A 24,223-nucleotide genomic window follows, 5' to 3' on the forward strand; every position below is an offset into this window, starting at 1 on the left:
ACAGCTGCCATAACACTTATTTCGCAGTCGTAAAAAACGTCTGGAATCGTGGTAGAGGTGCTGTTGCGCTGTGATCCAACGGGTTTCCAAGCCCGATCGCTGAATGGTCAGCGACGTCCGGAGACTATCCCGTCGAAGTAAAGCGCAACAAGGCATCAAAGTGCCAAAACGAGCGATTCGGAGTTTGCCTACAAGGTCTGCGGGCGTCATCCGATATTTCGACACCTTGAGTAAACGAAACTAAACGCGGGCCCAACGATCGTTGGGCCCTGTAGGAGCGAGCTTGCTCGCGATGAACGTGAACGATAACGCATTCATCCTGGATGAGCGTGTCGCTCTCGAGTCCTTCGCGAGCAAGCTCGCTCCTACTCGGCCGCCTCATCCTTGGCTTGTCGCTTGACGATAATGTCTACCAGGCGCTGGGCCAGCGCCGGGTAATTTTCGTCGAAGTGATGGCCGCCAGGCAGTTTTATCGCTTCGCCCACCGCAGTCTTGTCGGTGCAGCCGCTTTCGTCGACTTCTTCTTCACCGTAGATACACACCACTTTCTCGGGCGGCAGCTTGGCCATTTCCGGGCCGGTGGCGGCTTCTTTGCCGGCGTTGCCGAGCCAGCCTTCGACTTCGATTTCGAAGCTGCCGGTGCGAGCGAAGGCCAACAGGATGATTGCGTCGACACGCTGTTGTTCCGCTGGCTCCAGGCGGTTGTAGATGGCCGGCAGGACGTCGGCACCGAAGGAGTAGCCGGTCAGAATGAAGCGTTTGGTGCCCCATTTCTGCCGGTAGTGCTGCATCAGTTCGGCGAGGTCCAGGGCGCTTTGCTCCGGGCTCTTGTGCTGCCAGTAGTAACGCAGGGTGTCGATCCCGACGACCGGGTAGCCGATCTTCGCCATCTCGCCTGCGACGTCGCGGTCCAGGTCGCGCCAGCCGCCATCACCGGACAGGAACAGGGTGACGGTGTCCTTGGCCTGGCCGGCCGGGACTTCGACCACCGGAATCTGCAGGCCGCCAGCGGTTTTGTCGCCACCGACGAGGATCTTGCGAAGTTCGTTGTTCAGCACCTGCGGCAAGTTGATGTCGTAGTCGCTGATGCTGGTTTCGGCGTTGGGTTGGTCTCGCACGAAGCCAGCGCTGGTGTCGTCCGGGTTGTCGTTCCAGGCCACCAGCCAATGGCCGTGAGCGGCGCTTTTGGGTAGCAGGTGAGTGCAACCGGGTTTTTCCAGTGCCAGATCGACGGAAACGGCCTGGGCCTTGTCATCGTTCTGCTCGGACAACCAACGCCACGCCAGCACGGCGCCTGGGCCAATGCCGCTGACCAGGGTGGCCGGGCCTTTGAGCTCTCTCAAGGCGGATTGCAGGGCACGACGTTGCAGCAGGCATTCCTTGGGCAGAATCACCTGAACGATTTGCGCCGAGCCGGTGCGGCTCAGGGTCATCAGTTGTTGGTCGCTGAGTTTCTGATCTTCGTTGACCGCCACCAGCACCTGGGCGCGTGGCGTATTGCCCGGGATGACGCGGGTCATCGCGGCGCCATCGACTGGCGTCAACAGTTCGAGGGTCGGTTCCGGTGCCGGGCGTTTCAGGTACCAGTAACCGCCACCGAGAATCAGGGCCAGCACTACCAGTGTGGCCATAACGTACCGCAAGGAGCGTTGAATCATCAGCGTTTCACCAATCCAGTCAAGCCGCCCGCAATCAGGGCAGCAGTATCAGCCAGGGCTACCAGCGGATCGAGTCCGGCGGGCACGGCCATATAACGGGGTTCCCAGTCAGGCTGGAATTTGTCTTTGAAGCGGCGCAAGCCTTGGAAGTTGTAGAGCTGCTCACCACGGCGGAAAACCATCGAACCCAGACGTTGAGTCAGTGGCGCGCCCCGGCGGGGTTGAAGTCCCGACAATGGCACCATGCCCAGGCTGAACCGTGCATATCCATGATTTTTATAATGCTGTATCAGGCCGATCATCATGAATTCCATGGTCAGCTTTGGGGCGTCCGGGTGCGCGCGCATCAGGTCGAGGCTGGCCAAATCATGGCCGTAGGTCTCAAGCAGGTTGGCGAATGCTACTGGGCGCCCTTCGAAGCGAATCACCGCGATGCGGAAATGTTTGAGGTAGTCATCGCTGAAACGACCGAGGGAGAAGCCTTTCTCACGCACATTTTTGCCGGTCAGCCAGGCATCGGAAATCACCTTGAGCTCATCCATCGGTGCTTGCCCGGGCTCATGGATCTCCAGCGACAAGCCGTCGCGGGTGCCACGATTCCAGGTGTAGCGCAGGTCCTTCATCTCTTTGCCTTTGGCCTCGAGATCAAAACTCTGCAGATTGACCCGGGCTTCTTCACCGAGCTTGATCGCGGTCAGGCCGATGTCCATGTAGTACGGCAGATTTTCGGCGCGCACTTGATAGAACACAGGGCGGGCGTGATGGAGGTCGCACAGGTCGCGGAACTGCCAGATCATTTCCGCTCGTTGCTGGGTCGGGCCGATCGGGTCATACAGCGCCACCAGACTTCGGCCGCGGCGGGCGTACATCAGGAACGCCTCGTCGTTAGGGTGAAACAACAGCGCCTTGTCACCGGTCAGCGCAAGGCCGCCATCCGGTTGGGCGGAGGCCATGAGGATCTTCACTGCGCGGTCCAGTTCCTCCGGTGTCGGCAGATGGATCACCGGGCGCGCGGTGCGCAACAGCCAGGTCAGGGACACCACCAGCAACAGCACGGCGGCACCGAGCAGTGAGCGCAAACCGCGAGGGGCGTCGGCATCGAGGGTGAACTGCCACCAGAGTTGATGGCTGTACGGAACGTCCTGATAGGCAAACAACAGCAGCCACATCGATGCGCCGAGTACGCAGAGACTGGACACCAGGTACAGCGGCGAGAACGGCACTTCGGTCAGACGGCTGGCGCGATAGAACGAGCGCCGGAAAACCCCCAGCAGGCTCGCGGTCAGGGTCATCAGGCAGGCTTCTTCCCAATCGAAACCTTTGAGCAAAGAGAGCAGGGCGCCGACCAGCAACAGAATGGTGGTCAGCATCCACGCGGCCGACAGGCGCCGACGCAGGCCCTGGGCCAGTAGCAGGCAAAGAACACCGATCAGGCTGGCGCCGAAGTGCGAGGCGTCGACCAATCGATGCGGGATCAGGAAGCCGATGTGCTCCAGGCGGGTGTCGATTTCCGGCGTCGCACCGGAGAACAGCAGAACCACACCGGACAGGAACACCAGTACCGCGAGAATCGGTGCCGCGAGGCCCGATGCAACCCTCAGGGACTGGCGCGACTGAAACAGGCGCTGACCTTCGTTGATCAGCAGGAACACGCAGGCCACCAGCAACGGCAGCACCACATAGATCAGGCGATAGAGCAGCAGGGCCGCCGCCAGCGGCGCGGCGCCAAGTGTGTCGGAGAAGGCGGCCAGCAGGATCGCTTCGAACACCCCGACGCCGCCGGGCACATGGCTGAGTACGCCGGCGGCCAACGCCAGCAGGTACACCAGCAGGAATGCGCCAAAGGGCGGTGCTTCAGGCAGCAACAGGTAAAGCACGGTCGCGGCAGCAGCCACGTCCAGGGCCGTGATGATCAGTTGCAGAAAGGTCAGTCGACGGCCGGGCAGTCGCAAGGTGCGGCGGCCGACCTTGACCAGCAGGTTATCCGGGTAAGGCTGGTCCGGCAGGCGACGGCGGTAGATGCCGATGGCCAGGACCGAGAACAGCAGCAGTAACGCCACGGCAATCGAGCCCAGCAATATCGCGGGCAGGCCCAGCGCCACGGAGGCCGCAGGCAGGTCGCTGAGGGTCGCCAGGGCGGCGAGCGGGGGCAGGGCGCAGCCGAGTGAGAGGCTGGCGAACAGCGTCATGTGGGCGACTTCAGTGGCGCCCAGGCCATGTCGTGCATATAAACGGTAGCGAACCGAGCCGCCCGACAGCATCGACAAGCCGATGGCGTTGCCAATGGCGAACGCAGTGAAACCGCCCAGTGCCAGTGTTCGCGGTGCCAGCGTCACGCCGGCATAACGACTGGCCGACCACTCGTAGCCCAGCAGAATTATAAAACCGACCACGGTCGCGCCCAGCGCACCGAGCAACGCCGGTTTAGGGACATCAAGAATCGAGTCGTGCAGAGCGTACAGGTCCAGCTCGCTCAACAGATGGCGACAGGCAATCAACGCGATAGCGAACAACAGCAACGTGACGGCCAGGCCGATGGGCTGACGGTATTTGCTGATTCGATCAAGCAGGCGCAGACGCTCGGCTTTGACCGGTTGTGTCGCTGTGACGGTGTCTTGTAAATCAGACGAGTTGGCGCGCATCAATCACCTCTTGGATTGTGCGCGACAGGATGGGGGTATCCAGCCAAGTTACCAATCCCTGTAGAAAAAAATAATCACAAATATTAACGCCTCTCACCGGTATTAGGCGACGGCACGTCATTGGTCGTCGAAGGGCCTGTCTGCGATTCAGCATAGTCTGAACTCAGAGTCTGGTAGTCCCGAACGGTTCACTACACAGTGACAGATCATTGTTGCGAAAGGACTTTTTCAACAGATACAAAAAAGGCCACTCTTTCGAGCAGCCTTTTTTGATGTTTGGTTGCGGGAGCCGGATTTGAACCGACGACCTTCGGGTTATGAGCCCGACGAGCTACCAGACTGCTCCATCCCGCGTCTGTGTGGCGGCATTCTATAGAGATACGCCGGGGTGTCAACCGTTAATCCTGAATAGGGTCAAATAAGTGTAAAAGAACGTCGAACGGTCGTGGAGGTGTCTTAAGTTTCGGAATCAGAACGATTTCTCATCTCTGCGCAAGAACGGTATGTGCGTCGTTTTTACAAAACTGACACGCACAAAAAAGGCCACTCTTTCGAGTAGCCTTTTTTGATGTTTGGTTGCGGGAGCCGGATTTGAACCGACGACCTTCGGGTTATGAGCCCGACGAGCTACCAGACTGCTCCATCCCGCGTCTGTGTGTCGGCATTCTACAGAGGATTGCCGGGCTGTCAACCTTCAATCTGGATAAAACTCTTCTGGTTCAATCGTTTAGCAAAAAAAAGAGGGGGTATTATCGGCTGTAAGGTAGGCGTGGCAAGGCTTTCAGCTCTATTGGGATGCGCTTGTCGATTGATAAATTAAATTCACCCGGTGCTTTTCCTACGGGTGGAAAAGAACATTCAGACTACTGGTGCTATATACAGGTGTCAGTGAGATACTGCTTTTCCGGCACTGCTATGACGCCCTTTCATCACCATGAACCCCGCTTTTATATGACGCAGCGAAAAATCATCCACGTCGACTGTGATTGCTTCTACGCCGCCATCGAGATGCGTGACGACCCGCGCCTGGCCGGTAAACCTTTGGCGGTGGGCGGTTCGGCGGATCGGCGCGGGGTGATCGCCACCTGCAACTATGAGGCGCGGGCGTATGGTGTTCGCTCGGCCATGTCTTCCGGGCATGCCCTGAAGCTGTGCCCGGACCTGACCATCGTCAAACCGCGCATGGACGCCTATAGAGAAGCGTCGAAGGAAATTCATACGATCTTTCGCGATTACACCGACTTGATCGAACCGCTTTCTCTCGATGAGGCTTATCTCGACGTGTCGGATAGCGCACATTTCGGCGGCAGCGCCACGCGAATTGCCCAGGACATCCGCCGGCGAGTCTCCAATCAGTTGCACATCACCGTTTCTGCTGGTGTGGCGCCGAACAAATTTCTCGCCAAGATCGCCAGTGACTGGAAAAAGCCCAACGGTTTGTTCGTGATCACACCGGATCAGGTCGAGGACTTTGTCAGTGGTTTGCCTGTCAGCAAGTTGCACGGTGTTGGCAAAGTCACCGCCGATAAGCTGGGCAGGCTCGGCATCGTCGATTGCTCGCATTTGCGCGAGTGGGACAAGTTGGCACTGGTGCGAGAATTTGGCAGTTTTGGCGAGCGACTCTGGAGCCTGGCACGTGGGATCGATGATCGGCTGGTGCACAACGACAGTCGTCGGCAGTCGATCAGTGTCGAAAACACCTATGACGTGGACTTGCCGGATCTGGTCAGTTGCCTGGATAAGTTGCCCGAGTTGCTGGAAACCCTGGGCAGTCGCATGGCGCGGATCGACAGTAGCTATCGGCCGGGCAAACCGTTCGTCAAAGTGAAATTCCATGACTTTACCCAGACCACGCTGGAGCAGGCCGGGGCAGGGCGGGATTTGGGGAGCTATCAGTTGTTGCTGACCCAAGCCTTCAATCGGGGCGGGAAACCGGTGCGTTTGTTGGGGGTAGGGGTGCGGCTGGAGGATTTGCGGGGCGGATTTGAGCAGATGGAGTTGTTTGACCGGTAGTTTTGCAGTGAATGTCGGGGGCTTTTCGCGAGCAGGCTCGCTCCCACATTAGACCGCGTTCGACTGAACAACTCGGTCAACTGTGGGAGCGAGCCTGCTCGCGAAGCTTCTAGCCTTTAATTCGGCCCAGGATCCGCCACCAATCGACCGGCATCCTTCGTCAGCGACTTGAGGAACTCGGTTTGCAGTTCGGGATCGTTGCGTGTCAGCTCGATCAGGCTTTGTTCCAGCTCACTGGCTTCTTCTTCCAGGCCCAGCTCCGACAGACGTTTGACCCGGTGCACCCACTGGCTCACTTCATCGTCTTCGAGGTCATCGTAAATCAAGCCGTGCGCTTCCAGCAGCTTGCCACGCAATGAGCTGCTGATCGCCAGGGACGAATCGGTGTGCACATCGTCCTGGCTGTCTGCGACTCTGATCAGCAGTCGGGTCAAATGATTGATGTCATGTTCGGCGAACGGGCTGTCCAACAGGTTCAGGCGCAATACGCCGTTTTTGTCGGTGGTCAGTTCGAAGGTTTCCTTGCCGGCCTTGACCTCAACCGGACGCTCGCTCCAGGGCAAGCTCGAGTACTCGGTGCGCTTGTCCCGCTGAACTTCGTCGATGCCCGCGAGGTTCTGTTGCGCACGACCATAGGACGGCATGTTCATGAACGGGTTGAGCCCGTCGATACCGTGGCTCAGCCAGTCCTTCGTCATGCTGTCCGGCAGATGACCAAGGGCGAACACGTTGACCACGTTCGCCCCGACACCGGCCACCAAGGCCACCGCGCCCAGCGGAATCTCGTAGATCTTCCGCCAGGGTTGGTAGGGTGTGTAGCGATCATAGTGACGCGTGACGTCGAACTCGGTGATCTCGAACGTCTTCTGCTCGTGAATTTTCACCCGGCGTTGCGGAAGCTCAAGCATCTTGGGCTCGCCGACATCGATCTGCAGGCTGTGATCAAGCAGTTTTCGCTCGACGCGTTCCTCGTGCTCACTGCGTTGTGACATGTGATTGGCACAGCCGCTGACCAGCAGGGTGCCGCACAGGGCGGCACCACCGAGGCCTAAGGTGTTTCGCTTGAACATGACTTCTCTATCTGGTGTCAGCGGCGGATGCGGGCCTGGAGGAAAGACAGCACGTCAGCGACTGGCAGTGCTTGCGCCTCAGGCTCAGTGCGGCTCTTGTATTCCAGATTGCCTTCGCCAAGGCCGCGGTCGCTGACCACGATCCGGTGAGGAATGCCGATCAGCTCCATGTCCGCGAACTTGATGCCCGGGCTGGTCTTTTTGTCACGATCATCCAGCAGCACTTCGAACCCGGCCGCAGTCAGTTCTGCGTACAGCTTGTCGGTGGCTTCGCGGACCTGCTCGGTCTCGTAGCGCAGCGGGACCAGTGCAATCTGGAACGGCGCCAATGTGTCGCTCCAGATGATGCCGTTGGCGTCGTTGTTCTGCTCGATGGCAGCAGCCACCACGCGGGAAACGCCAATGCCGTAGCAGCCCATTTCCAGTGTGACCGGCTTGCCGTTCTCGCCCAGTACTTCGCACTTCATCGCTTTGCTGTACTTGTTGCCCAGCTGGAAGATGTGCCCGACTTCGATGCCGCGCTTGATTTCCAGCGTGCCTTTGCCGTCAGGGCTAGGGTCGCCGGCTACCACGTTACGCAGGTCGGCAACGGTTGGCACCGGCAGATCGCGCTCCCAGTTCACGCCGAAGTAGTGCTTGTCGTCGATGTTGGCACCAATACCGAAGTCGCTCATCAGCTCGACGGAACGGTCGATGATGATCGGCAGCGGCAGGTTCAATGGGCCAAGGGAGCCGGCGCCGGCGCCAATGGCGTCACGCAGTTCGGACTCGGACGCCATGACCAGCGGGCTGGCTACGCCAGGCTGGTTGGCGGCCTTGATTTCGTTCAGCTCATGGTCGCCACGGATGATCAGGGCGATCAGCTTGCCCTTCTCTTCTTCAGCGTGAACCACCAAGGTCTTGATGGTCTTCTCGATCGGCAGGTTGAAGCCTTCAACCAGTTGCGCGATGGTCTTGGCGTTCGGGGTGTCGACCAGACGCAGTTCTTCGGCAGGCAGCGCACGGGAGGTTTCGCGCGGCACAGCTTCGGCTTTCTCGATGTTCGCGGCGTAGTCGGAACCGTTACTGAAGACGATATCGTCTTCGCCGGATTCGGCCAGAACGTGGAATTCGTGGGAGCCGGCGCCGCCAATCGAGCCGTTATCGGCTTCAACAGGACGGAACTTCAGGCCCAGACGGGTGAACACGTTGCAGTACGCCTGGTGCATGCGGTCATAGGTGACCTGCAGCGATGGCTGGTCAGCATGAAAGGAGTAAGCGTCCTTCATGATGAATTCGCGGCCGCGCATCAAACCGAAGCGTGGACGGATTTCGTCACGGAATTTGGTCTGGATCTGATACAGGTTGATTGGCAGCTGTTTGTAGCTGCTCAACTCGTTGCGCATCAGGTCGGTGATGACTTCTTCGTGGGTCGGGCCGGCGCAGAAGTCGCGACCGTGGCGATCCTTGAAGCGCAGCAATTCAGGGCCGTATTCTTCCCAGCGACCGGATTCTTGCCACAGCTCAGCCGGTTGAGTGCTCGGCATCAACACTTCGAGAGAGCCGGCGGCGTTCATTTCTTCACGAACGACGGCTTCGACCTTGCGCATCACTCGCAAGCCCATCGGCAGCCAGGTGTACAGGCCCGAGGCGAGTTTGCGGATCATGCCGGCGCGCAGCATCAGCTGATGGCTGATCACGACCGCGTCGGAAGGCGTTTCTTTCTGTGTGGCGAGCAAAAATTGACTGGTGCGCATGGTTGGCCGTTGTCGGTTGCTGATGACGAGAAATGACGGAGCATTGTACGGGCGAGATCCGCTGGCGTACAGAAGTGCGGCCGGCGGCTCGACCGGATGGCGGGAAACCTCCCGCCATTTGGACGTTTCCTACGACTCTTCCGCAACCTGCGTCGGCACCGGCTCGGGTGATGGCGTCGGGCCGGCTCGACGGTTTTCCTGAAACCAGTGCAGGGCAATCAGCAGCAGCGTCGGAACACCGAGCAGGGCGGTGATGATGAAGAAATTATGGTAGCCGAACTTTTCGACCATGACCCCCGAGTAGCCGCCAATCAGGCGTGGCAGCAAGAGCATGATCGAGCTGAGCAGGGCGTACTGGGTGGCGGAGAACTTGAGGTTGGTCAGGCTCGACAGGTAGGCGACGAACGCCGAGGTCGCCAGACCCGAGCTGAAGTTGTCCAGGGAAATGGTGAGAATCAGCATGTTCAGATTGGCGCCCATGTCGGCGAGCATCACGAACAGCAGGTTGGTGGCGGCCGAGGCTGCGCCGCCGACGAACAGGATCGGCAGGATGCCGAAACGTACGATCAGTAAACCGCCCATGCCTGCGCCGAGCAGGGTCATGATCAGGCCGAATATCTTGCTGACGCCGGCGATCTGATCCTTGGTAAAGCCCAGGTCGATGTAAAACACGTTGGCCATCACGCCCATGACCGTGTCGGACATTCGATAGGTGGCAATCAGCCCAAGCAGCAGGAAGGCTTGCCAGCGGTAGCGCAGGATAAAGTCGTTGACTGGCGTAAGCACTGGCGCCAGGCCGCGGCGACCCATGGTCGAAAGGCACAGGGCGGTGAGGAGGGTGTAGAGGATCGCACGCAGAAAGGCGCGGTCTTCGAGTAGCAGGTCGAGCGGGCTCACGCCGCCGAACAGCACGCTGGCGAAGTCCGTGTTGTAGAGTTGGGTGAACATGGCCGGTACGGACACCAGCAACACAATGAGGACAAACACCGACGCCAGCTGATGAACAAAGCTATAGCGCCCGGCCTGAAGCTGAGTGCGCAGGGGCACCGGCGGCTCGCGCATGAACAGGGTGGTGAGCAGGGCAGGGATCATCAAGGCGCCGAACAGCACGTAGGTGCCGGTCCAGGCTGAATGCTTGTAGTTGAAGCCGGTGGAGCCGAAGCCTTCCGCGATGAACAGCGCGCCAGCGGTGGCCAGCAACGCCGCGATCCGATAGCCGGACATGTAACTGGCGGCCAGTGCAGCCTGGCGACTGTCTTCAGCGATTTCCAGGCGATAGGCATCTACGGCGATGTCTTGCGTCGCCGAAGCGAATGCAACGACCACGGCAATGGCGATCAGCCAGGACAAGTGTTTTTGCGGGTCGCAGAAACCCATGCCGATCAGACCAAGGATCACCAGCGATTGGGCCAGCACCAGCCACGAGCGGCGGCGGCCAAGCTTGCCGAGCAGGGGCAGGCGCCATTGGTCGAGCAGGGGGGACCACACCCATTTAAAGGCGTAGGCCAAGCCGATCAGGCTTGCATAGCCAATGGTTTCGCGAGCCACACCGGCTTCACGCAGCCATACCGAAAGTGTCGAAAACACCAACATGTAGGGCAGGCCAGCGGCGAAGCCGAGAAGCAACAGCACGAGCGTTGAAGGGCTGGCATAGGCGGCGAGCGCGGCGCGCCAGGTTTTACGGGGCATGGGCTGGAGTCTGCCTCAAGAGTTACGGAAACAAAGCGCGCACTCTAACCGCTGTGGTCTACCGGACGCCAGCCATGGCGCTGAATATCAACACGATTATTCAGGATACTGACTCCCTCCATGCGCAAACGCGCACGTTGTTCATCCCCCGAAGGGCTGCCAACAGGCAGGCTGATACGCCCCCCGGCGCCGAGTACACGGTGCCAGGGCAGTTTGCTGTCACCCGGCAATTGGCTCAGTGTGCGCCCGACCCAGCGGGCAGCGCGACCCAGGCCCGCCAGTTCGGCGAGTTGGCCATAACTGACGACTTTGCCCTCGGGGACTTGGGCCAATGTCAGGTAGAGCGCCGTGCGTCGGATTTGCGCCGCGCTTTCGGGTTCAATGTCGGACACGTCCGGATTTCCTGTAAGGGTGAGCTTGCTCGCGATGGGCGTAAACGATGGCGCGAACTGCCCGGAGCAAAACGCCGCGTTCAAATTTATCGCGAGCTAGCTCGCTCCTACAATCGATCGCCGTTCGTAGAGTAGCAAGATCACCCTTTTTGATGGCGGCAAGCTGTTGATCCAGACCGAATACGCCGGAGCGATTCCGATCGACTGGAAGCAGGTCAAGACGCTGGAAAGCGATCAGGAGTTGCTGGTCAGGCAAGATGCCTACAAGGGCGAGAAAGCCAAGTCGCTGCAGGCGGCAGGCGACGGCAAGGTGACCCTGGCCAACGGCGAGGCCCCCAAGACCGTTGAACTCGCGAGTATCCAGCAGATACTCAAGCCTAAGCCTGTGGTCGAGGATCTGGTGTGAAAGGGCAATATCGATGCCGCGCTGGATTATCAAAGGGCGGAAAACGACACCGATGACTATGGCGTCAATTTCAAGATGGCGACATACCGCGGAAGGCGAGTACAACCGTGAATTCCAGGATGACGTGGTTACCACGAACAAAGAACAAGACTCGGTATACGGCAGGGTTTGGCGTGACCTGGTAGGCGTCGAAAAAATCAAAAGATCGTCCGAACGCGGCCCGAACCTTCGGGCCGCGTTCGGACGATCTTTTTTTTCATGGCAAAAACACTCGCCCACAAAAAAGCCCCGCTTTTGAGGGCGGGGCCTTTTACTAAAGCAAGTACAAGTTAGATAACTTGAACTTCTTCAGCTTGCATGCCTTTCTGACCGCGGGTAGCGATGAAAGAAACCTGTTGGCCTTCTTTCAGGCTTTTGAAGCCGTCGGATTGGATAGCTTTGAAGTGAACGAACAGGTCGTCACCGGATTGTGGAGTGATGAAGCCGAAGCCTTTTTCATCGTTGAACCACTTAACGGTACCGGTTTGGCGATTAGACATGGTGTAACTCCTTGAACAAAGATAACTGCGACTCAGGAAGAACCCTGGCCGAGACTGAGTGCAAAGAGCAGGAAAAATTCTTGTAGATGGTTGGATCGAAATTCAACATATCGTGTAGAGATTCTCAGTGACACAAGCAGCACAGTGGCGCCACCTTAACCCTTTTTCCGGAACGTGCCAATGCTTCTTGCGAAGGTTTCTCTGTTTTCATGACTGACGGTCCATCAGTTTGTCCGCAAACCCCGCAAATTACGGGGGATCGGCAAGATTTGCACCCTGGACTTTGAACCCGGCGGCGTGCCCCGGTAAGATGCCGGACAGAATTTTTCCACCTCGCTATTCAGGACACCCGCCATGAGCATCAAATCGGACAAGTGGATTCGCCGCATGGCGCAAGAGCACGGCATGATCGAGCCCTTTGTAGAGCGCCAGATGCGCGGCGAAGGTGCCGACCGAGTGATTTCCTACGGTGTGTCGAGCTACGGCTACGACGTGCGTTGCGCCGATGAATTCAAAGTGTTCACCAATATCAATTCGGCGACCGTCGATCCGAAGAATTTCGACGAAAAGAGCTTCGTCGACGTCAAGAGTGACGTCTGCATCATTCCGCCGAACTCCTTCGCCCTGGCGCGCACCGTGGAATTTTTCCGCATTCCGCGCAACGTGCTGACCATCTGCCTCGGTAAAAGCACCTACGCGCGCTGCGGTATTATCGTCAACGTGACGCCGCTTGAGCCGGAGTGGGAAGGCCACGTGACCCTGGAATTCTCCAACACCACGACCCTGCCGGCGAAAATCTATGCCAATGAAGGCGTGGCGCAGATGTTGTTCTTCGAATCCGACGAAGAGTGCGAAGTCTCCTACAAGGACCGTGGCGGCAAGTATCAGGGCCAGCTCGGCGTCACCCTGCCACGTACTTGATCCGTTCATCTGGTAGCTAGCGGGAATTCTTGAGTGGGTAGACACTCTATTGGGGGTACTGCCCGATTCGCGTACAGCGGAGCGGGCCATTGCTCAGGAGTGCTGTATGAAGATCGATCCACGAATAAGTGCCGAACTGGCAAGGCTTGAGCCCAATCAGGTTGGCGTTTTGGCCTGGTCCTTGTTGGCACATCCGCCCGTCAGCATGGCGGGGGGTATCCCCGGTCAGCCTGATCCCGATACGCCAAACGAACAACCTATGGAGCCCGGAGAGCCCACCCTGCCGGATGAGCCGCCTCCCGCGCCTGTTGCTTGAAGCCCTACCGCTGACGACCTGTGACCTGTAGGAGCGAGCTTGCTCCGGGCGGCGTTCCGACGAAGGACTTGAGAGCAACGCGTTTATTCAGGGAGAACGCGTTATCGTTAACGTCTTTCGCGAGCGAGCTCGCTCCTACAGGGATGCGATTTACTTCAGGTTGCCGCTGAGGAATTGCTTCAGCCGTTCACTCCTCGGATTGCCCAGCACGTCTTCCGGCGCGCCTTCTTCCTCCACCAACCCCTGGTGCAGAAACAGCACCTGGCTCGATACCTTTCGGGCAAAGCTCATTTCGTGGGTGACCATGATCATGGTCCGGCCTTCTTCGGCCAGGCCCTGGATCACTTTCAGCACTTCACCCACCAGCTCCGGGTCGAGCGCCGAGGTCGGTTCGTCGAACAGCATGACTTCCGGCTCCATGGCCAGCGCGCGGGCAATCGCTACGCGCTGTTGCTGGCCGCCCGAGAGAAACGCCGGGTATTGGTCCGCCACGCGGGGTGCCAGACCGACCTTGTCGAGGTAGCGTCGGGCACGGTCTTCGGCCTCTTTCTTGTCGCAACCCAGCACCCGGCGCGGGGCCATGGTGATGTTTTCCAGCACTGTCAGGTGGCTCCACAGGTTGAAGTGCTGGAACACCATGGCCAGACGGGTGCGGATCCGTTGCAGTTCATCGGCATCGGCCACGTGCATGCCATGGCGATCCTTGATCATGCGGATGTTCTGGCCGTCGAGGCTCATGGCGCCGTCGTTGGGTTGTTCGAGAAAGTTGATGCAGCGCAGGAAGGTACTTTTGCCCGAGCCGCTGGCGCCGATCAGGCTGATGACATCGCCGGTGTTGGCCTTGAGCGACACACCTTTGAGTACTTCATGATCGCCATAGCTTTTATGCAGGCCTTCGATGGTCAGTTTGTACATGGGGCATGCATCCTCAAGGCGAAAGAAGGTAGCCGCTGCGATAGGCTTCGGTGCCCGCGACATGGGCGATCACCATGCCGGCAGTGGCCATGCGGCGCAGCGAACGGGCGTACATCAACCCGGCGGCGGTGCAATGGACAGGGGTGACACGATCAAGGATCGGGTCAATGATTTCGGCGATCAGTTGCCCGGCTTCAAGGTATTCCCCCGGCAGCGCGGCAAATACCAGCAGCCCGCCCACAGGCGTGGCCACCGGTTCGACACCGGCCAGCGGCGTGGCCGGGTAGGGCAGTTCGGGCAGTGGCGCCGGTTCGCCGGCGATTGCGCCGTAATGAATCAGGTAATCGATCAATGCCTGGCTATCGAGGCTGGCCAGAGGGTGATTGACGTCACCTTGGCCGCGCAATTCGACGGTGACCGAGAGACTGCCGAGCGGTATGTCGAAATGCTCACCGAAGCGTTCTTTCAACTGCCACCAGAGCAGGGTGAAACACTCATCGAACGACTGACCGCCGGAGTCGGTGGCCAGCAGACTGGCTTCAGCTCCGATGTAACGGGCCAGCGGCTCGACCAGAGGCCAGGCCTCGGGCGTGGTGTAGAGGTGCGCGACGGCTTCGAAATCGCAGTGCAAGTCCAGCACCATATCGGCATCGCAGGCCAGGCGTTGCAGGATCAGGCGCTGGGATTGCAGTTGAGTGCCGGCGGTCTGCCGGGCGAGGGCGCCCCGCAGGCTGTCGCGGATCAGTTCGAGGTTGTACCGGGGATCGTCGCCGAGCCGGCCTTCGATTTCATTGCCGACCTCTTCACTCAAGTCCACGAACCAGCGATTGAAGTTCTGCCCGCTTTCCAGCTCATAGCGGCCCAGTGGCACATCCATCACCACTTGTTCCAGGCCGACCGGGTTGGCCACCGGGACCAGCACGATTTCGCTGCGCAGGCGGCCGGCGGCTTCCAGCTCCGCCAGACGCTGCTTGAGGTGCCAGGCGACCAGCATGCCCGGCATTTCATCGGCGTGCAGGGATGACTGAATGTAGATCTTGCCTTTGGCCGACTCCGGGCCGAAGTGGAAACTGTGTATCTGTCTTGCGGTCCCTGGCAGCGGGGCCAGCAGGTCATGAATCGTGTGGCGCATGTCTCTTTATTCCTAAAGCGGGTCCTAGTGGGTCGGCCCAAGAAACGCCAGCCATCGGCGTTCGGCGAGACGGAACAGGCCGACCAGCGCAAAGGTCACGGTCAGGTAGATCAGCGCAGCGATGCCGAACGACTGAAAGGTCAGGAACGTCGCCGAGTTGGCGTCCCGAGCGACTTTCAGGATGTCCGGGATCGTTGCAGTGAACGCCACAGTGGTCGAGTGCAGCATCAAAATCACTTCGTTGCTGTAATAGGGCAACGAGCGACGCAGGGCTGACGGCATGATCACGTAGGCATACAGCTTCCAGCCTGTCAGACCGTAGGCTTTCGCGGCTTCGACTTCACCATGGTTCATGCTGCGAATGGCCCCGGAGAAGATCTCCGTGGTGTACGCGCACGTGTTCAGGGCGAAGGCCAGGATGGTGCAGTTCATCGCATCGCGGAAAAACGCATCCAGCACGGGCTGGGCACGCACGGCGGCCAGGCTGTAAATGCCGGTGTAGCAAATCAGTAGCTGGATATACAGCGGCGTACCCCGGAACAGGTAGGTGTAGAACTGCACCGGCCAACGGACGTAGAGGCGCGGCGAAACCCGGGCGATGGACAGCGGGATCGACACCAGAAAACCGACGAAGATCGAGGCGCTGAGTAGCCACATGGTCATGGCCAGGCCAGTGATGTGGTAGCCGTCGGTATAGAGGAAGGGTTTCCAGTATTCCTGCAAGAGTTCGATCATCGTACGGCCTCCCGGGAACCGGCGGCGTAGCGGCGTTCGAGCCAACGCAGGACGACATTGGACGCGCTGGTGATCATCAGGTAAATCATGGCGGCCAGTACCAGGAAGTAAAACAGTTGGTAGGTGCTTTTACCGGCATCCTGGGCAGCCTTGACCAGATCGGCGAGGCCGATGATCGACACCAGCGCGGTCGCCTTGAGCATCACCATCCAGTTGTTGCCGATACCTGGCAGAGCAAAACGCATCATCTGCGGGAACACCACGAAACGAAAACGCTGACCGCGTTTGAGGCCATAAGCGGTGGCGGCTTCGACCTGGCCACGAGGTACCGCGAGGATCGCGCCCCGGAAGGTTTCGGTGAAATACGCGCCATAAATGAAGCCCAGGGTGATGACCCCGGCGCTGAACGGGTTGATCTCGATGTATTCCCATTCCATGAAGTCAGTCAACGACGTCAGCCAGGTTTGCAGGCTGTAGAAAATCAGCAGCATCAACACCAGGTCCGGCACGCCGCGAATCAGTGTGGTGTACATCTGGGCAGGGACCCGCACCAGTTTGACTTTTGACAGCTTGGCACTGGCGCCCAGCAGGCCGAGCAACACGGCCACCAAAAGCGACAACACCGATAATTTGATGGTCATCCAAGTGCCTTCCAACAGCAACGGGCCGAAGCCCTTGAGGCTGAAGGTGGAGAGCCCCAGGTTTTGTAAAAGGTTTTCGAACATAAATCAGCAACCTGATCGGATGAAAAAAGCGCCCATCGCGAGATGGGCGCCGGGCATTATTTGCCGCTGTACAGATTCAGATCGCCAAAGTGTTTCTTCTGAATGGTGGCGTAGGTGCCATCGTCGTGTAACGCTTTGATACCTTTATCCAGAAGTGCCTTGAGGTCTTTGTTACCTTTCGAGATACCGACAGCTGTTTTGGCTGGCAGCAGTGGATCATTTACTGGCTTGCTGACTTCGTATTCGGCGCCTTGTGGCGACTTCAAAAAGCCCAGTTCGGCTTGCAGCATGTCCTGAATCGACGCGTCCAGACGACCGGAAGTCAGGTCAGCATAGACCTGGTCCTGGTTGGCGTAGGCCTGAGTGGTCACACCAGCCTTGTCCAGCACGGCTTTGGCGTAGGCTTCCTGGATGGTGCCCTGCTCGTAGCCGACCTTTTTACCTTTCAGCGAAGCGATATCCGGGCTAATGCCGGAGCCCTTCTTGGACACGAAAGACGTCGGGCCGGAGAACAGCTCACTGGAGAAGTCGATGACTTTTTCGCGGGCCTCAGTAACGGTCATCGAAGAGATCACACCGTCGAATTTGTTGGCCTTCAGGCCCGGAATCATGCCGTCGAAATCGCTTTCGACCCATTTGCACTTGACCTTCAGCTCGGCGCAGATCGCGTTCCCCAGATCGATGTCGAAGCCCACCAGGCTACCGTCGGCCGCTTTCGACTCGAACGGAGCGTAAGAAGGATCAACGCCAAAACGCAATTCTTTGTATTCCTTTGCCATGGCGGAGCCGGCAGCCATGCACAACGCCAGTGCAGAAAGGGTCAGCAATGCTTTTTTCATTATTCAAATCCCTAAGAACCAATATGAGCGCTTGTGGCGCAGAATTATTGTTACTGGAAAGCGTAAGACCCATAGAAAGTAGCAATTTCCGAACCAGAGTCCCAAACAAGCGTTTTAAAAGGTGATACGAGACGTGGCAGAGCGTGAATTGTGCACGAAAATGGGCGCTGGAAAATAGCTGCACCAACTCGGTTCGTGGTGCCGTAAATCATTGTGGGAGCGAGCCTGCTCGCGAAAAGGGCGAGTCGGTCGATATCAATGCTTCTGATCTACCGCTTTCGCGAGCAGGCTCGCTCCTACAGGTTCTGGGTTTATTTACCCGGTGTCAGGGTCAACCGCTTGCTCCCGTAAACCTTGTCAAAGTTTTGCGGCTGCATTGGCAAGCTCATGTACTGACCCTTGAGCCATGGATCGATGCTGTCGAGGTAGTTCGGGCTGGCCGGGTTGCCGGATTGGCCGGTGCCGTTCTGCCCCATCAACGGTTCGGCCTGACCGAAGTCGACGATAAAGCGCATGCCCGGTGCCAACGTGGTGTTGAAGTCCTGGCCCCAGGCGAACGCCGCGGTGTTCAGGGTGGTGTGATCGCCGCCCGCCGCCAATGGACCGCGCACCGTCTTGCCACTGGTATTCTTCCATTCGTAGCGGTGCAGTTTGCCCCACTGCCAGGCTTTGTGATCGCTGCCTAACTGGCTGTCGCCCGCGGTGATGGCCGCCGCGAGGCTGCGCGCAAGGATCGTCGGTTTGTCTTCCTTCTGCGGCGTGCGTGTGTCATCCCAGAACGGACTGTCCTCGCGCCCTAGCAGGTGATCGGCCTGCGCTGCGTAGGACAAATTGCCGTTGGCGACAAACGCTTTCCACGCCTGACTGCTTTCCGGACCCAGTTCGTCGAGGAAGATCTGCTTGGTGCTTTCCTGCAAGAACAGCTCATAGATCGCTGCGTCGGCGGAGGTGGCGCTGAGCGTGCCATCAAACGCCATCAAGCGTGCCAATGCCTCGTGAGCCTTGCCACGATCAGCGACGGGCAACGCTTCGATGGCCTGTTTGAGCGGTTGGGACATGCCCGGAGCTTCAAACATTTTTTTCAATTTTGCGGCGAAGGTCGTGGTCTGGTCGTATTGCATGTTGATCAGGCTGCGCGTGTCGTGTTTGCCCATGCCAGCCAGTTCGGCCAAGCGTTCGCCACGCTCCGGCGCCGACCATGAATTGGACAGTTGCATACCATAGCCATGGGGAATGACCCGTTGGTTGGCGGTACCGAGCCAGCCTTGTGCCGGGTCCTGATCGTAGGGATGGAGCATCGGGTCGGCGTAACCGTCCCAATCGTAACGACCTTCCCAGCCTGGCGATGGCAGCAGGCCTACACCTTCGCGACGGTTCGGGTAACGACCGGTGACCTGCCAGCCGATATGGTTGGCATCGGCAAACACCATATTCAGCGCGATGGCGCGGATTTCACGGGTGGCATCCGACGCTTTCTCGACGTTCTGCGCCCGGGACAGGTCGAAAAACGCGTCCAGAGTCTTGTCGTCGGTGAAGCTCGGCGTCTGCAGCGCCAGGCCAAGGCCATTGTCCAGCGCGGTGCCTTGGGCGCTATTGAGCAGTGGCCCGTGGCGAGTTTCGTACACCGCTTCGCGAATCGGCCGCTGGCCTTTGACGAAGTAGGTTTCGTTGCGAACGACAGCCGGCTGCCATTTGCCGTTGACCTCGTAGGAAAGCCCGTTGCCCTGGCGTTTGATTTTTTCCAGGAACACGTCCTGGTTGTCGCCCATGACCGAAGTCATGCTCCACGCCACTTTGCCGTTGAATCCACCGAGCACCATTGGCAATCCGGCGATGGTCACGCCAGAGGCCTGGTACTTCGGTGCACGAATCTGCACAAAACTGAACAACGATGGCACGCCCAGGGGACCATGGCTATCGCTGGCCAACAGGCTTTTGCCGCTGCGACTGCGTTGCGGGGCGATGGCCCAGTTATTCGATGACGTGGCGCCCAGCAGATTCAGATCGGACAGTTGACGGGTGGCTTGGCTGAGCTCGGCCAGCCCCGGGATTTGCCCATTGAGCTTGATGCCCTGAAGTTTTTCGCTTTCAGCCAGTGGCAGTTTTTCGTCAGGAGCGGACGGCGTCAGCCACGCCAGTTTGTCAGTGGTGACGGTCTGGGCCAGCACCAGCGAAGAGATTTCCTCCGGCAGGTTGGCCGATTGGCTGAAGTTCAGCAGGCAGAAAATCAGCGCCGAATCTTCTGGCTGCCAATATTCAGGCTTGTAGCCGGTGGCTGCGAGATCCGCTGGTAACTTGTCGCGGTAGCGGAACAGGTAGGCGTTGACCCCGCGTGCATAGACTTCGAAGAAACGCTTGAGGCGCGGTGAAGACGCCTTATACAGCTCGCTGGCGCTTTTCTTCAGGTTAACTGCACGCATGTAGCGGTCGGCATCGAGCACGTCCGAACCGGACATCTCCGCCAACCGGCCTTGGGCCAACAGACGCAAGGTGACCATTTGCGTGATGCGGTCGCTGGCGTGGACGTAGCCGAGGGTGAACAACGCGTCATGGAAGCTGTTGCTTTCGATCAACGGCATGCCGAAGGCATTACGGCGCACCGAAACGTTCTGCGCCAGGCCTTTGAGCGGTTGCACGCCGGTGGTCGGCGGGAGGGTGTCCTGAGGGTTCCAGGTCTGACAACCCGTCAGGCTCAAAACACCGGCCACTGCTGCGGCAACGCCGAACCGGGGAAGAAAATGTGTAAGGGCTGGCGAGGCCATGGCAAAGCTCCTGCGGGGGTAGCGTCAGTAAAGGCGCTACGTTAGTGAGCAGGAGGGGGGCGCGCAAGCGGGGCATGGATCTTATTTCAGTATTTGCTCGTCAAACTGCACACCCGCGGATAACGCTCTACCTGTGGCGAGGGACGGGACGGTGTGCTCAGGATTTTGGCAGGCAGCCCTGTTTGCATTGGATGGCTTGCCTGTATAGAAGAGGCGATGTTGAAGTACGGAAAATTCAATGACCTTGCAGGGGGAAAGTGGGCATGGAGCTTAAGACAAGCGCAGCGCTGATCATCATCGACCAACAGAAAGGCATCTTGCACCCCAAACTCGGTCGGCGAAATAACCCCCAGGCCGAGGAGCGAATCCTCGAATTGCTTGGGCATTGGCGATTAACCGGGCGGCCAGTGATTCATGTGCAGCATTTGTCCCGGTCACCGGACTCGGTGTTCTGGCCGCAGCAATCGGGCGTGGAGTTTCAGGACCGATTCCAGCCATTGGCCGGTGAGCAGCTGATCCAGAAACAGGTGCCGGATGCGTTTTGTGCAACGGGACTGGAAGCGAGGTTGCGAGAAGCAGGGATCGATCAGTTGATCATCGTCGGTGTGGCGACCCACAACTCGGTGGAGTCCACGGCGCGAACGGCCGGTAACCTGGGGTTTGAGGCGTGGGTGGCGGAGGATGCGTGCTTTACGTTCGACAAGGCCGATTATTTCGGTAATCAGCATTGTGCCGAGGAAGTGCATGCGATGTCGTTGGGGAATTTGCAGGGGGAATATGCAACCGTTGTCAGCAGCGGGCGGGTATTGGAGGGGATTTCTTGACGCCATCGCGAGCAGGCTCGCTCCCACACTGGAATGCGTTTCAACTGTGGGAGCGAGCCTGCTCGCGAAGGCAATTCAACAGGCGAAGAACAAATGCTTCTTAAGCCTCAAGCGCCGTGGCACTTCTTGAATTTCTTGCCGTTGCCGCATGGGCAAGGGTCGTTGCGGCCCACGTCTTTCAGGGCGTTGCGCACCGGTTCCTGGTGGGCGTGACCGCAGTTCGGGCCGTGGACATGGCCATGGTCGTGATCATGGTGGTCTTGATGGTCATGATCGTGGTTGCAGTCAGGGCCATGGACATGGGGTTGCTGAGTCATTGCTGTTACTCCGGAATTAAATCGGCGGGGATTATCACGCCATTACGCGCAAGGTGCACGTAGTGCGCGATGAATAAACCGGTTTCCAATTCGCCTTCCAGACGATAGGGAATGGGCTGGTCGGGTTTTTTCAGCAGTTTCACCAAGTCCCGGATCTTCGGCCACAAGTTGGTGCGGATCGGCACCTTGAAATAGGCGCTGTGCTTGGGCCCCACCGTAAACCAATGTTCGTGTTCGCCTTCGGTCAATAGCATGTCGCCCAAGTGAATACGATACTCCAGGCTTCGCACGGTCAGATCGCTGTCGTTGGGATTGTCGACGCGAAAGTGCAGCAGGAATTTCTGCTCCAGCAGTTTGGCCCGGACCACTTCGACCTTGACCAGGTGCACTTGGGGTTCCAGCTCATCCTCGCCGAACCATGACGCACAACCTGCGAGCCCCAAAAACAGGAGCAGGGTGAGGGCCTGTAAGGCGTGCCGCTGACTGAGCATGGAGTGACTCCCTTCCTTGTAGCAGCTGGCGAAGCCTGCGTTCGGCTGCGTAGCAGTCGCAAATCCTGCTGACCTGGGCTACCTGAAACACCGCGCTACCTGATTTTACGACTGCTTCGCAGCCGAACGCAGGCTTCGCCAGCTGCTACAAGGGGACCTAACGGTCAAAATAACCTGCACAACACTTCTTGAACTTCTGCCCGCTGGCGCAGGGGCACGCATCGTTACGCCCGGCCTTGAGGGGGACAGTGGGGTCAATGAAGTACCAATGGCCGGCGTTCTGCACGAACGACGAGCGCTCGCGATGGCTGTGTTCACCACTGCCGTCATGCCAGCGCGCAGTGAAGGTGACGAAAGCGTGTTCCGGCTGCCCGCCAAAGACCTCGGAGCTTTCCACTTCAAGGCCCAGCCAGGTGCTTTGCGCGCTCCAGTCGCTGATGGATTGACGATCGAGGCCGGCCTGTTGCGCGGGCAACGTGGTCGCCACCAAATAGTCGATCAGGCCCAACACGTAAGCGCTGTAGCGCGAACGCATCAAGGCTTCGGCGCAGGGAGCCGGATGGCCGTCATGGTAATGACCGCAGCAGGCGTCGAGCAGGGTGCCGCTGCCGCAAGGGCAAATGGATGTACTCATTGCGTTACCACCAATATTTCCCGAAGTTTTCCGGATTGGCCCAAAACCGGGAGTTGAGCCAGTCGGGTACTTGTTTGTAGTCAAGCAGATCGTAGGTGAACAGCGTCAGCACTTGATCATCGCGCTGGAAGCGTTCACTGGCTTGCAGTGCCAGCGAGAAAAAATCGGTCTCCTGCCAGCCGCTCGCCGGCAGGTCCGCCAGCACCGCAATGCGACTGGCATTGAGGTTGCGGATCCCTCCGAGCAAATTCAGGCCATCGCGTTTGGGTAAGTGTTCGAGGCAATCGACAACCAGCGCCAGGTCAAACCGGCGTGCGGCCAAATCGGCAGGCAAGGGGCCCGGCGTCGCGTGCGCAACGCAGCAGTCCGGGTGCGCGAGCTTGAACGCTTCCAGTGCCGGGAACTCGCTGGCGCCAATCAGCAATAGACGCGCGGGGGCGTAACGATCCAGCAACGCGGCCAACGCCTGCTGCGGGGTGCGCGAAGAAATACCTGCAATCATCGAAGATCCTCAATCAGAGGTGCCAAGACTAGCGTGCTCAAAGGCTCGGGCCTAGAGCGTCTTTCCTCAAAAAGAACCGAACACTGTTGAACACACGAAAAAACAGCAATGGCCTATTGCTGGCGGAGATTAAAAGTCGGGTCTTTACTACCAGAATCGGTTCTAAGCCGATCCCTCAGGAGAAAACTAGATGAGCATAGTTCGGACAGCATTACCCTTGGTTCTGCTAACCAGTGTGTTGACTGGTTGCGCAGGTTTGCAGAAAACCGACTGGCCGACCTGTGCGGCGGTCGGTGGTGTCGTGGGTGCAGGGCTCGGCGCGACCGAAAGCTCGTCATGGGCTGGGTATGGTGCGCTGCTTGTCGGCGGCACCGCAGCGGCCTATTGCTGGGTTCACGGTGATGGCGACGAAGACGGTGATGGCGTGCCGGACAGTCGCGACAAGTGCCCGCACACGCCTAGAGGCGTGAAAGTCGATGCTGACGGTTGCCCTTTCCCCGCACCAGCACCCGTGGTTGAACAGGCCGTGGTGGTCAAGGAAGAAGTCATTGTCATCCGCGATGTTCACTTCCAGTTCGACAAGGCCACACTCACCGCTTCGGATAAAGAGGCACTCGACAAGATCGCTACTCGCCTGAAACAGGAAGCCCCCACTGCTCGACTGACCGTCACCGGACATACTGACAGCGTCGGTAGCAGCAAATATAACCAAAAACTGTCGGATCGTCGTGCGCACTCGGTGGTCGAGTACCTGATTTCCCAAGGTGTACCTCGCAGCGAATTCGTGTCTGTTTCCGGTGCCGGTGAAAGCCAGCCGGTTGCCGATAACAAAACCGCTGACGGCCGCGCCATGAACCGTCGTACTGAAATCAAAATCGATCGCTAGCCCCCTCGCATCCCGGCTTGTGCAGTCGTGGATGCGGGTCTTTACTCCTGTGTAACCGGCAACGGCCGGTAACACAGGA

The 24,223-nt window shown here is 58.8% G+C and carries 22 protein-coding genes, 2 tRNA genes and 1 pseudogene; 6 read left to right on the forward strand and 19 right to left on the reverse strand.

Annotation, left to right across the window (positions count from 1 at the left end; translation table 11 throughout):
• Window positions 1-365 precede the first annotated feature (365 nt).
• From AC1MDT_RS27820 to AC1MDT_RS27835, 4 genes are all read right to left on the reverse strand, one after another.
• Complete coding sequence (locus AC1MDT_RS27820) at window positions 366-1,658, reverse strand: virulence factor family protein (protein WP_480419884.1); 1,293 nt, start codon at window positions 1,656-1,658, stop codon at window positions 366-368.
• Entirely contained in the window at window positions 1,658-4,300 is a 2,643-nt protein-coding gene (gene mprF, locus AC1MDT_RS27825) for a bifunctional lysylphosphatidylglycerol flippase/synthetase MprF (RefSeq protein ID WP_480419885.1), read from the reverse strand. Before mprF ends, AC1MDT_RS27820 begins: the two co-directional genes overlap by 1 nt.
• Before the next feature lie 277 nt (window positions 4,301-4,577).
• Window positions 4,578-4,654: transfer RNA gene (locus AC1MDT_RS27830), tRNA-Met, on the reverse strand.
• 219 nt (window positions 4,655-4,873) lie between these two features.
• Window positions 4,874-4,950, reverse strand: a tRNA-Met gene (locus tag AC1MDT_RS27835).
• A 301-nt stretch (window positions 4,951-5,251) separates the two neighbouring features.
• On the opposite strand from AC1MDT_RS27835, the gene dinB reads away from it, so the two are divergent.
• Window positions 5,252-6,313, forward strand: coding sequence for a DNA polymerase IV (gene dinB, locus AC1MDT_RS27840; protein WP_480419886.1), 1,062 nt, complete (start codon window positions 5,252-5,254; stop codon window positions 6,311-6,313).
• A gap of 116 nt (window positions 6,314-6,429) precedes the next feature.
• Here dinB and AC1MDT_RS27845 read toward each other — a convergent pair whose 3' ends face one another.
• The 4 genes from AC1MDT_RS27845 to AC1MDT_RS27860 all read right to left on the reverse strand — a co-directional run bounded on the left by AC1MDT_RS27845 (window position 6,430) and on the right by AC1MDT_RS27860 (window position 11,236).
• Window positions 6,430-7,383 carry a hypothetical protein gene (locus AC1MDT_RS27845; protein ID WP_480419887.1) on the reverse strand — a complete coding sequence of 318 codons (954 nt, stop codon included), beginning with the start codon at window positions 7,381-7,383 and terminating at the stop codon, window positions 6,430-6,432.
• Window positions 7,384-7,400: 17 nt separating this feature from the next.
• On the reverse strand, window positions 7,401-9,119 hold the full coding sequence (locus AC1MDT_RS27850; RefSeq protein ID WP_480419888.1) for a proline--tRNA ligase: 1,719 nt from the start codon (window positions 9,117-9,119) through the stop codon (window positions 7,401-7,403).
• Window positions 9,120-9,248: 129 nt separating this feature from the next.
• Window positions 9,249-10,808: an AmpG family muropeptide MFS transporter gene (locus AC1MDT_RS27855; protein ID WP_480419889.1), complete on the reverse strand. Its 1,560-nt coding sequence runs from the start codon at window positions 10,806-10,808 to the stop codon at window positions 9,249-9,251.
• Between the two features lie 44 nt (window positions 10,809-10,852).
• Complete coding sequence (locus AC1MDT_RS27860; protein WP_480422875.1) at window positions 10,853-11,236, reverse strand: MGMT family protein; 384 nt, start codon at window positions 11,234-11,236, stop codon at window positions 10,853-10,855.
• A gap of 103 nt (window positions 11,237-11,339) precedes the next feature.
• On the opposite strand from AC1MDT_RS27860, the pseudogene AC1MDT_RS27865 reads away from it, so the two are divergent.
• Window positions 11,340-11,745 (forward strand): annotated as a pseudogene (locus AC1MDT_RS27865) (DUF481 domain-containing protein); the annotation flags it as partial.
• Between the two features lie 190 nt (window positions 11,746-11,935).
• On the opposite strand, the gene AC1MDT_RS27870 reads toward AC1MDT_RS27865, so the two are convergent.
• Window positions 11,936-12,145: a cold-shock protein gene (locus AC1MDT_RS27870; protein WP_002554837.1), complete on the reverse strand. Its 210-nt coding sequence runs from the start codon at window positions 12,143-12,145 to the stop codon at window positions 11,936-11,938.
• 354 nt (window positions 12,146-12,499) lie between these two features.
• On the opposite strand from AC1MDT_RS27870, the gene dcd reads away from it, so the two are divergent.
• Together dcd and AC1MDT_RS27880 are read left to right on the forward strand one after the other, a co-directional pair.
• Window positions 12,500-13,066 carry a dCTP deaminase gene (gene dcd, locus AC1MDT_RS27875; protein WP_414906368.1) on the forward strand — a complete coding sequence of 189 codons (567 nt, stop codon included), beginning with the start codon at window positions 12,500-12,502 and terminating at the stop codon, window positions 13,064-13,066.
• 106 nt (window positions 13,067-13,172) lie between these two features.
• A complete protein-coding gene (locus tag AC1MDT_RS27880) occupies window positions 13,173-13,382 on the forward strand; it encodes a hypothetical protein (RefSeq protein ID WP_150718635.1) in 210 nt (69 codons plus the stop codon).
• Window positions 13,383-13,532: 150 nt separating this feature from the next.
• On the opposite strand, the gene AC1MDT_RS27885 is transcribed toward AC1MDT_RS27880, so the two are convergent.
• The 6 genes from AC1MDT_RS27885 to AC1MDT_RS27910 all read right to left on the reverse strand — a co-directional run bounded on the left by AC1MDT_RS27885 (window position 13,533) and on the right by AC1MDT_RS27910 (window position 20,490).
• Window positions 13,533-14,297, reverse strand: a complete 765-nt coding sequence (locus AC1MDT_RS27885) for an ABC transporter ATP-binding protein (protein WP_480419890.1) — start codon at window positions 14,295-14,297, stop codon at window positions 13,533-13,535.
• A gap of 13 nt (window positions 14,298-14,310) precedes the next feature.
• Entirely contained in the window at window positions 14,311-15,429 is a 1,119-nt protein-coding gene (locus tag AC1MDT_RS27890) for a succinylglutamate desuccinylase/aspartoacylase family protein (protein WP_480419891.1), read from the reverse strand.
• Between the two features lie 24 nt (window positions 15,430-15,453).
• Window positions 15,454-16,164 carry an ABC transporter permease gene (locus tag AC1MDT_RS27895; RefSeq protein ID WP_480419892.1) on the reverse strand — a complete coding sequence of 237 codons (711 nt, stop codon included), beginning with the start codon at window positions 16,162-16,164 and terminating at the stop codon, window positions 15,454-15,456.
• Window positions 16,161-16,889 carry an ABC transporter permease gene (locus tag AC1MDT_RS27900; RefSeq protein WP_480419893.1) on the reverse strand — a complete coding sequence of 243 codons (729 nt, stop codon included), beginning with the start codon at window positions 16,887-16,889 and terminating at the stop codon, window positions 16,161-16,163. Before AC1MDT_RS27900 ends, AC1MDT_RS27895 begins: the two co-directional genes overlap by 4 nt.
• Before the next feature lie 56 nt (window positions 16,890-16,945).
• Window positions 16,946-17,728 (reverse strand): transporter substrate-binding domain-containing protein, encoded by a 783-nt coding sequence (locus tag AC1MDT_RS27905; protein WP_414906373.1) that lies wholly within the window; start codon window positions 17,726-17,728, stop codon window positions 16,946-16,948.
• 311 nt (window positions 17,729-18,039) lie between these two features.
• Window positions 18,040-20,490: a penicillin acylase family protein gene (locus AC1MDT_RS27910; RefSeq protein ID WP_480419894.1), complete on the reverse strand. Its 2,451-nt coding sequence runs from the start codon at window positions 20,488-20,490 to the stop codon at window positions 18,040-18,042.
• A gap of 263 nt (window positions 20,491-20,753) precedes the next feature.
• Here AC1MDT_RS27910 and AC1MDT_RS27915 point away from each other — a divergent pair, with 263 nt between their 5' ends.
• Window positions 20,754-21,314, forward strand: a complete 561-nt coding sequence (locus AC1MDT_RS27915; protein WP_480419895.1) for a cysteine hydrolase family protein — start codon at window positions 20,754-20,756, stop codon at window positions 21,312-21,314.
• A gap of 107 nt (window positions 21,315-21,421) precedes the next feature.
• Here the strand turns inward: AC1MDT_RS27915 and AC1MDT_RS27920 are convergent, their stop codons facing one another.
• The 4 genes from AC1MDT_RS27920 to AC1MDT_RS27935 form a co-directional block, all read right to left on the reverse strand.
• Window positions 21,422-21,631 (reverse strand): SEC-C metal-binding domain-containing protein, encoded by a 210-nt coding sequence (locus AC1MDT_RS27920; protein ID WP_480419896.1) that lies wholly within the window; start codon window positions 21,629-21,631, stop codon window positions 21,422-21,424.
• Between the two features lie 5 nt (window positions 21,632-21,636).
• Window positions 21,637-22,122: an LEA/WHy family protein gene (locus AC1MDT_RS27925; RefSeq protein WP_480419897.1), complete on the reverse strand. Its 486-nt coding sequence runs from the start codon at window positions 22,120-22,122 to the stop codon at window positions 21,637-21,639.
• A gap of 157 nt (window positions 22,123-22,279) precedes the next feature.
• A complete protein-coding gene (locus AC1MDT_RS27930; protein WP_480419898.1) occupies window positions 22,280-22,756 on the reverse strand; it encodes a YchJ family protein in 477 nt (158 codons plus the stop codon).
• Window positions 22,757-22,760: 4 nt separating this feature from the next.
• A complete protein-coding gene (locus tag AC1MDT_RS27935; RefSeq protein WP_480419899.1) occupies window positions 22,761-23,258 on the reverse strand; it encodes a DUF6231 family protein in 498 nt (165 codons plus the stop codon).
• A gap of 190 nt (window positions 23,259-23,448) precedes the next feature.
• Here AC1MDT_RS27935 and AC1MDT_RS27940 point away from each other — a divergent pair, with 190 nt between their 5' ends.
• A complete protein-coding gene (locus AC1MDT_RS27940) occupies window positions 23,449-24,144 on the forward strand; it encodes a PA1041 family peptidoglycan-binding anchor lipoprotein (protein WP_480419900.1) in 696 nt (231 codons plus the stop codon).
• The last annotated feature ends 79 nt before the right edge of the window (window positions 24,145-24,223 follow it).

This window comes from Pseudomonas sp. ASL7, from assembly GCF_056680375.1.

Excerpts from the sequence above, each read along its gene's own strand:
- AC1MDT_RS27820 (WP_480419884.1), bottom strand. The coding sequence starts at position 1,658 with ATGATTCAACGCTCCTTGCGGTACGTTATGGCCACACTGGTAGTGCTG.
- mprF (WP_480419885.1), bottom strand. The coding sequence starts at position 4,300 with ATGCGCGCCAACTCGTCTGATTTACAAGACACCGTCACAGCGACACAA.
- dinB (WP_480419886.1), top strand. The coding sequence starts at position 5,252 with ATGACGCAGCGAAAAATCATCCACGTCGACTGTGATTGCTTCTACGCC.
- AC1MDT_RS27845 (WP_480419887.1), bottom strand. The coding sequence starts at position 7,383 with ATGTTCAAGCGAAACACCTTAGGCCTCGGTGGTGCCGCCCTGTGCGGC.
- AC1MDT_RS27850 (WP_480419888.1), bottom strand. The coding sequence starts at position 9,119 with ATGCGCACCAGTCAATTTTTGCTCGCCACACAGAAAGAAACGCCTTCC.
- AC1MDT_RS27855 (WP_480419889.1), bottom strand. The coding sequence starts at position 10,808 with ATGCCCCGTAAAACCTGGCGCGCCGCGCTCGCCGCCTATGCCAGCCCT.
- AC1MDT_RS27870 (WP_002554837.1), bottom strand. The coding sequence starts at position 12,145 with ATGTCTAATCGCCAAACCGGTACCGTTAAGTGGTTCAACGATGAAAAA.
- dcd (WP_414906368.1), top strand. The coding sequence starts at position 12,500 with ATGAGCATCAAATCGGACAAGTGGATTCGCCGCATGGCGCAAGAGCAC.
- AC1MDT_RS27880 (WP_150718635.1), top strand. The coding sequence starts at position 13,173 with ATGAAGATCGATCCACGAATAAGTGCCGAACTGGCAAGGCTTGAGCCC.
- AC1MDT_RS27885 (WP_480419890.1), bottom strand. The coding sequence starts at position 14,297 with ATGTACAAACTGACCATCGAAGGCCTGCATAAAAGCTATGGCGATCAT.
- AC1MDT_RS27890 (WP_480419891.1), bottom strand. The coding sequence starts at position 15,429 with ATGCGCCACACGATTCATGACCTGCTGGCCCCGCTGCCAGGGACCGCA.
- AC1MDT_RS27895 (WP_480419892.1), bottom strand. The coding sequence starts at position 16,164 with ATGATCGAACTCTTGCAGGAATACTGGAAACCCTTCCTCTATACCGAC.
- AC1MDT_RS27900 (WP_480419893.1), bottom strand. The coding sequence starts at position 16,889 with ATGTTCGAAAACCTTTTACAAAACCTGGGGCTCTCCACCTTCAGCCTC.
- AC1MDT_RS27905 (WP_414906373.1), bottom strand. The coding sequence starts at position 17,728 with ATGAAAAAAGCATTGCTGACCCTTTCTGCACTGGCGTTGTGCATGGCT.
- AC1MDT_RS27910 (WP_480419894.1), bottom strand. The coding sequence starts at position 20,490 with ATGGCCTCGCCAGCCCTTACACATTTTCTTCCCCGGTTCGGCGTTGCC.
- AC1MDT_RS27915 (WP_480419895.1), top strand. The coding sequence starts at position 20,754 with ATGGAGCTTAAGACAAGCGCAGCGCTGATCATCATCGACCAACAGAAA.
- AC1MDT_RS27920 (WP_480419896.1), bottom strand. The coding sequence starts at position 21,631 with ATGACTCAGCAACCCCATGTCCATGGCCCTGACTGCAACCACGATCAT.
- AC1MDT_RS27925 (WP_480419897.1), bottom strand. The coding sequence starts at position 22,122 with ATGCTCAGTCAGCGGCACGCCTTACAGGCCCTCACCCTGCTCCTGTTT.
- AC1MDT_RS27930 (WP_480419898.1), bottom strand. The coding sequence starts at position 22,756 with ATGAGTACATCCATTTGCCCTTGCGGCAGCGGCACCCTGCTCGACGCC.
- AC1MDT_RS27935 (WP_480419899.1), bottom strand. The coding sequence starts at position 23,258 with ATGATTGCAGGTATTTCTTCGCGCACCCCGCAGCAGGCGTTGGCCGCG.
- AC1MDT_RS27940 (WP_480419900.1), top strand. The coding sequence starts at position 23,449 with ATGAGCATAGTTCGGACAGCATTACCCTTGGTTCTGCTAACCAGTGTG.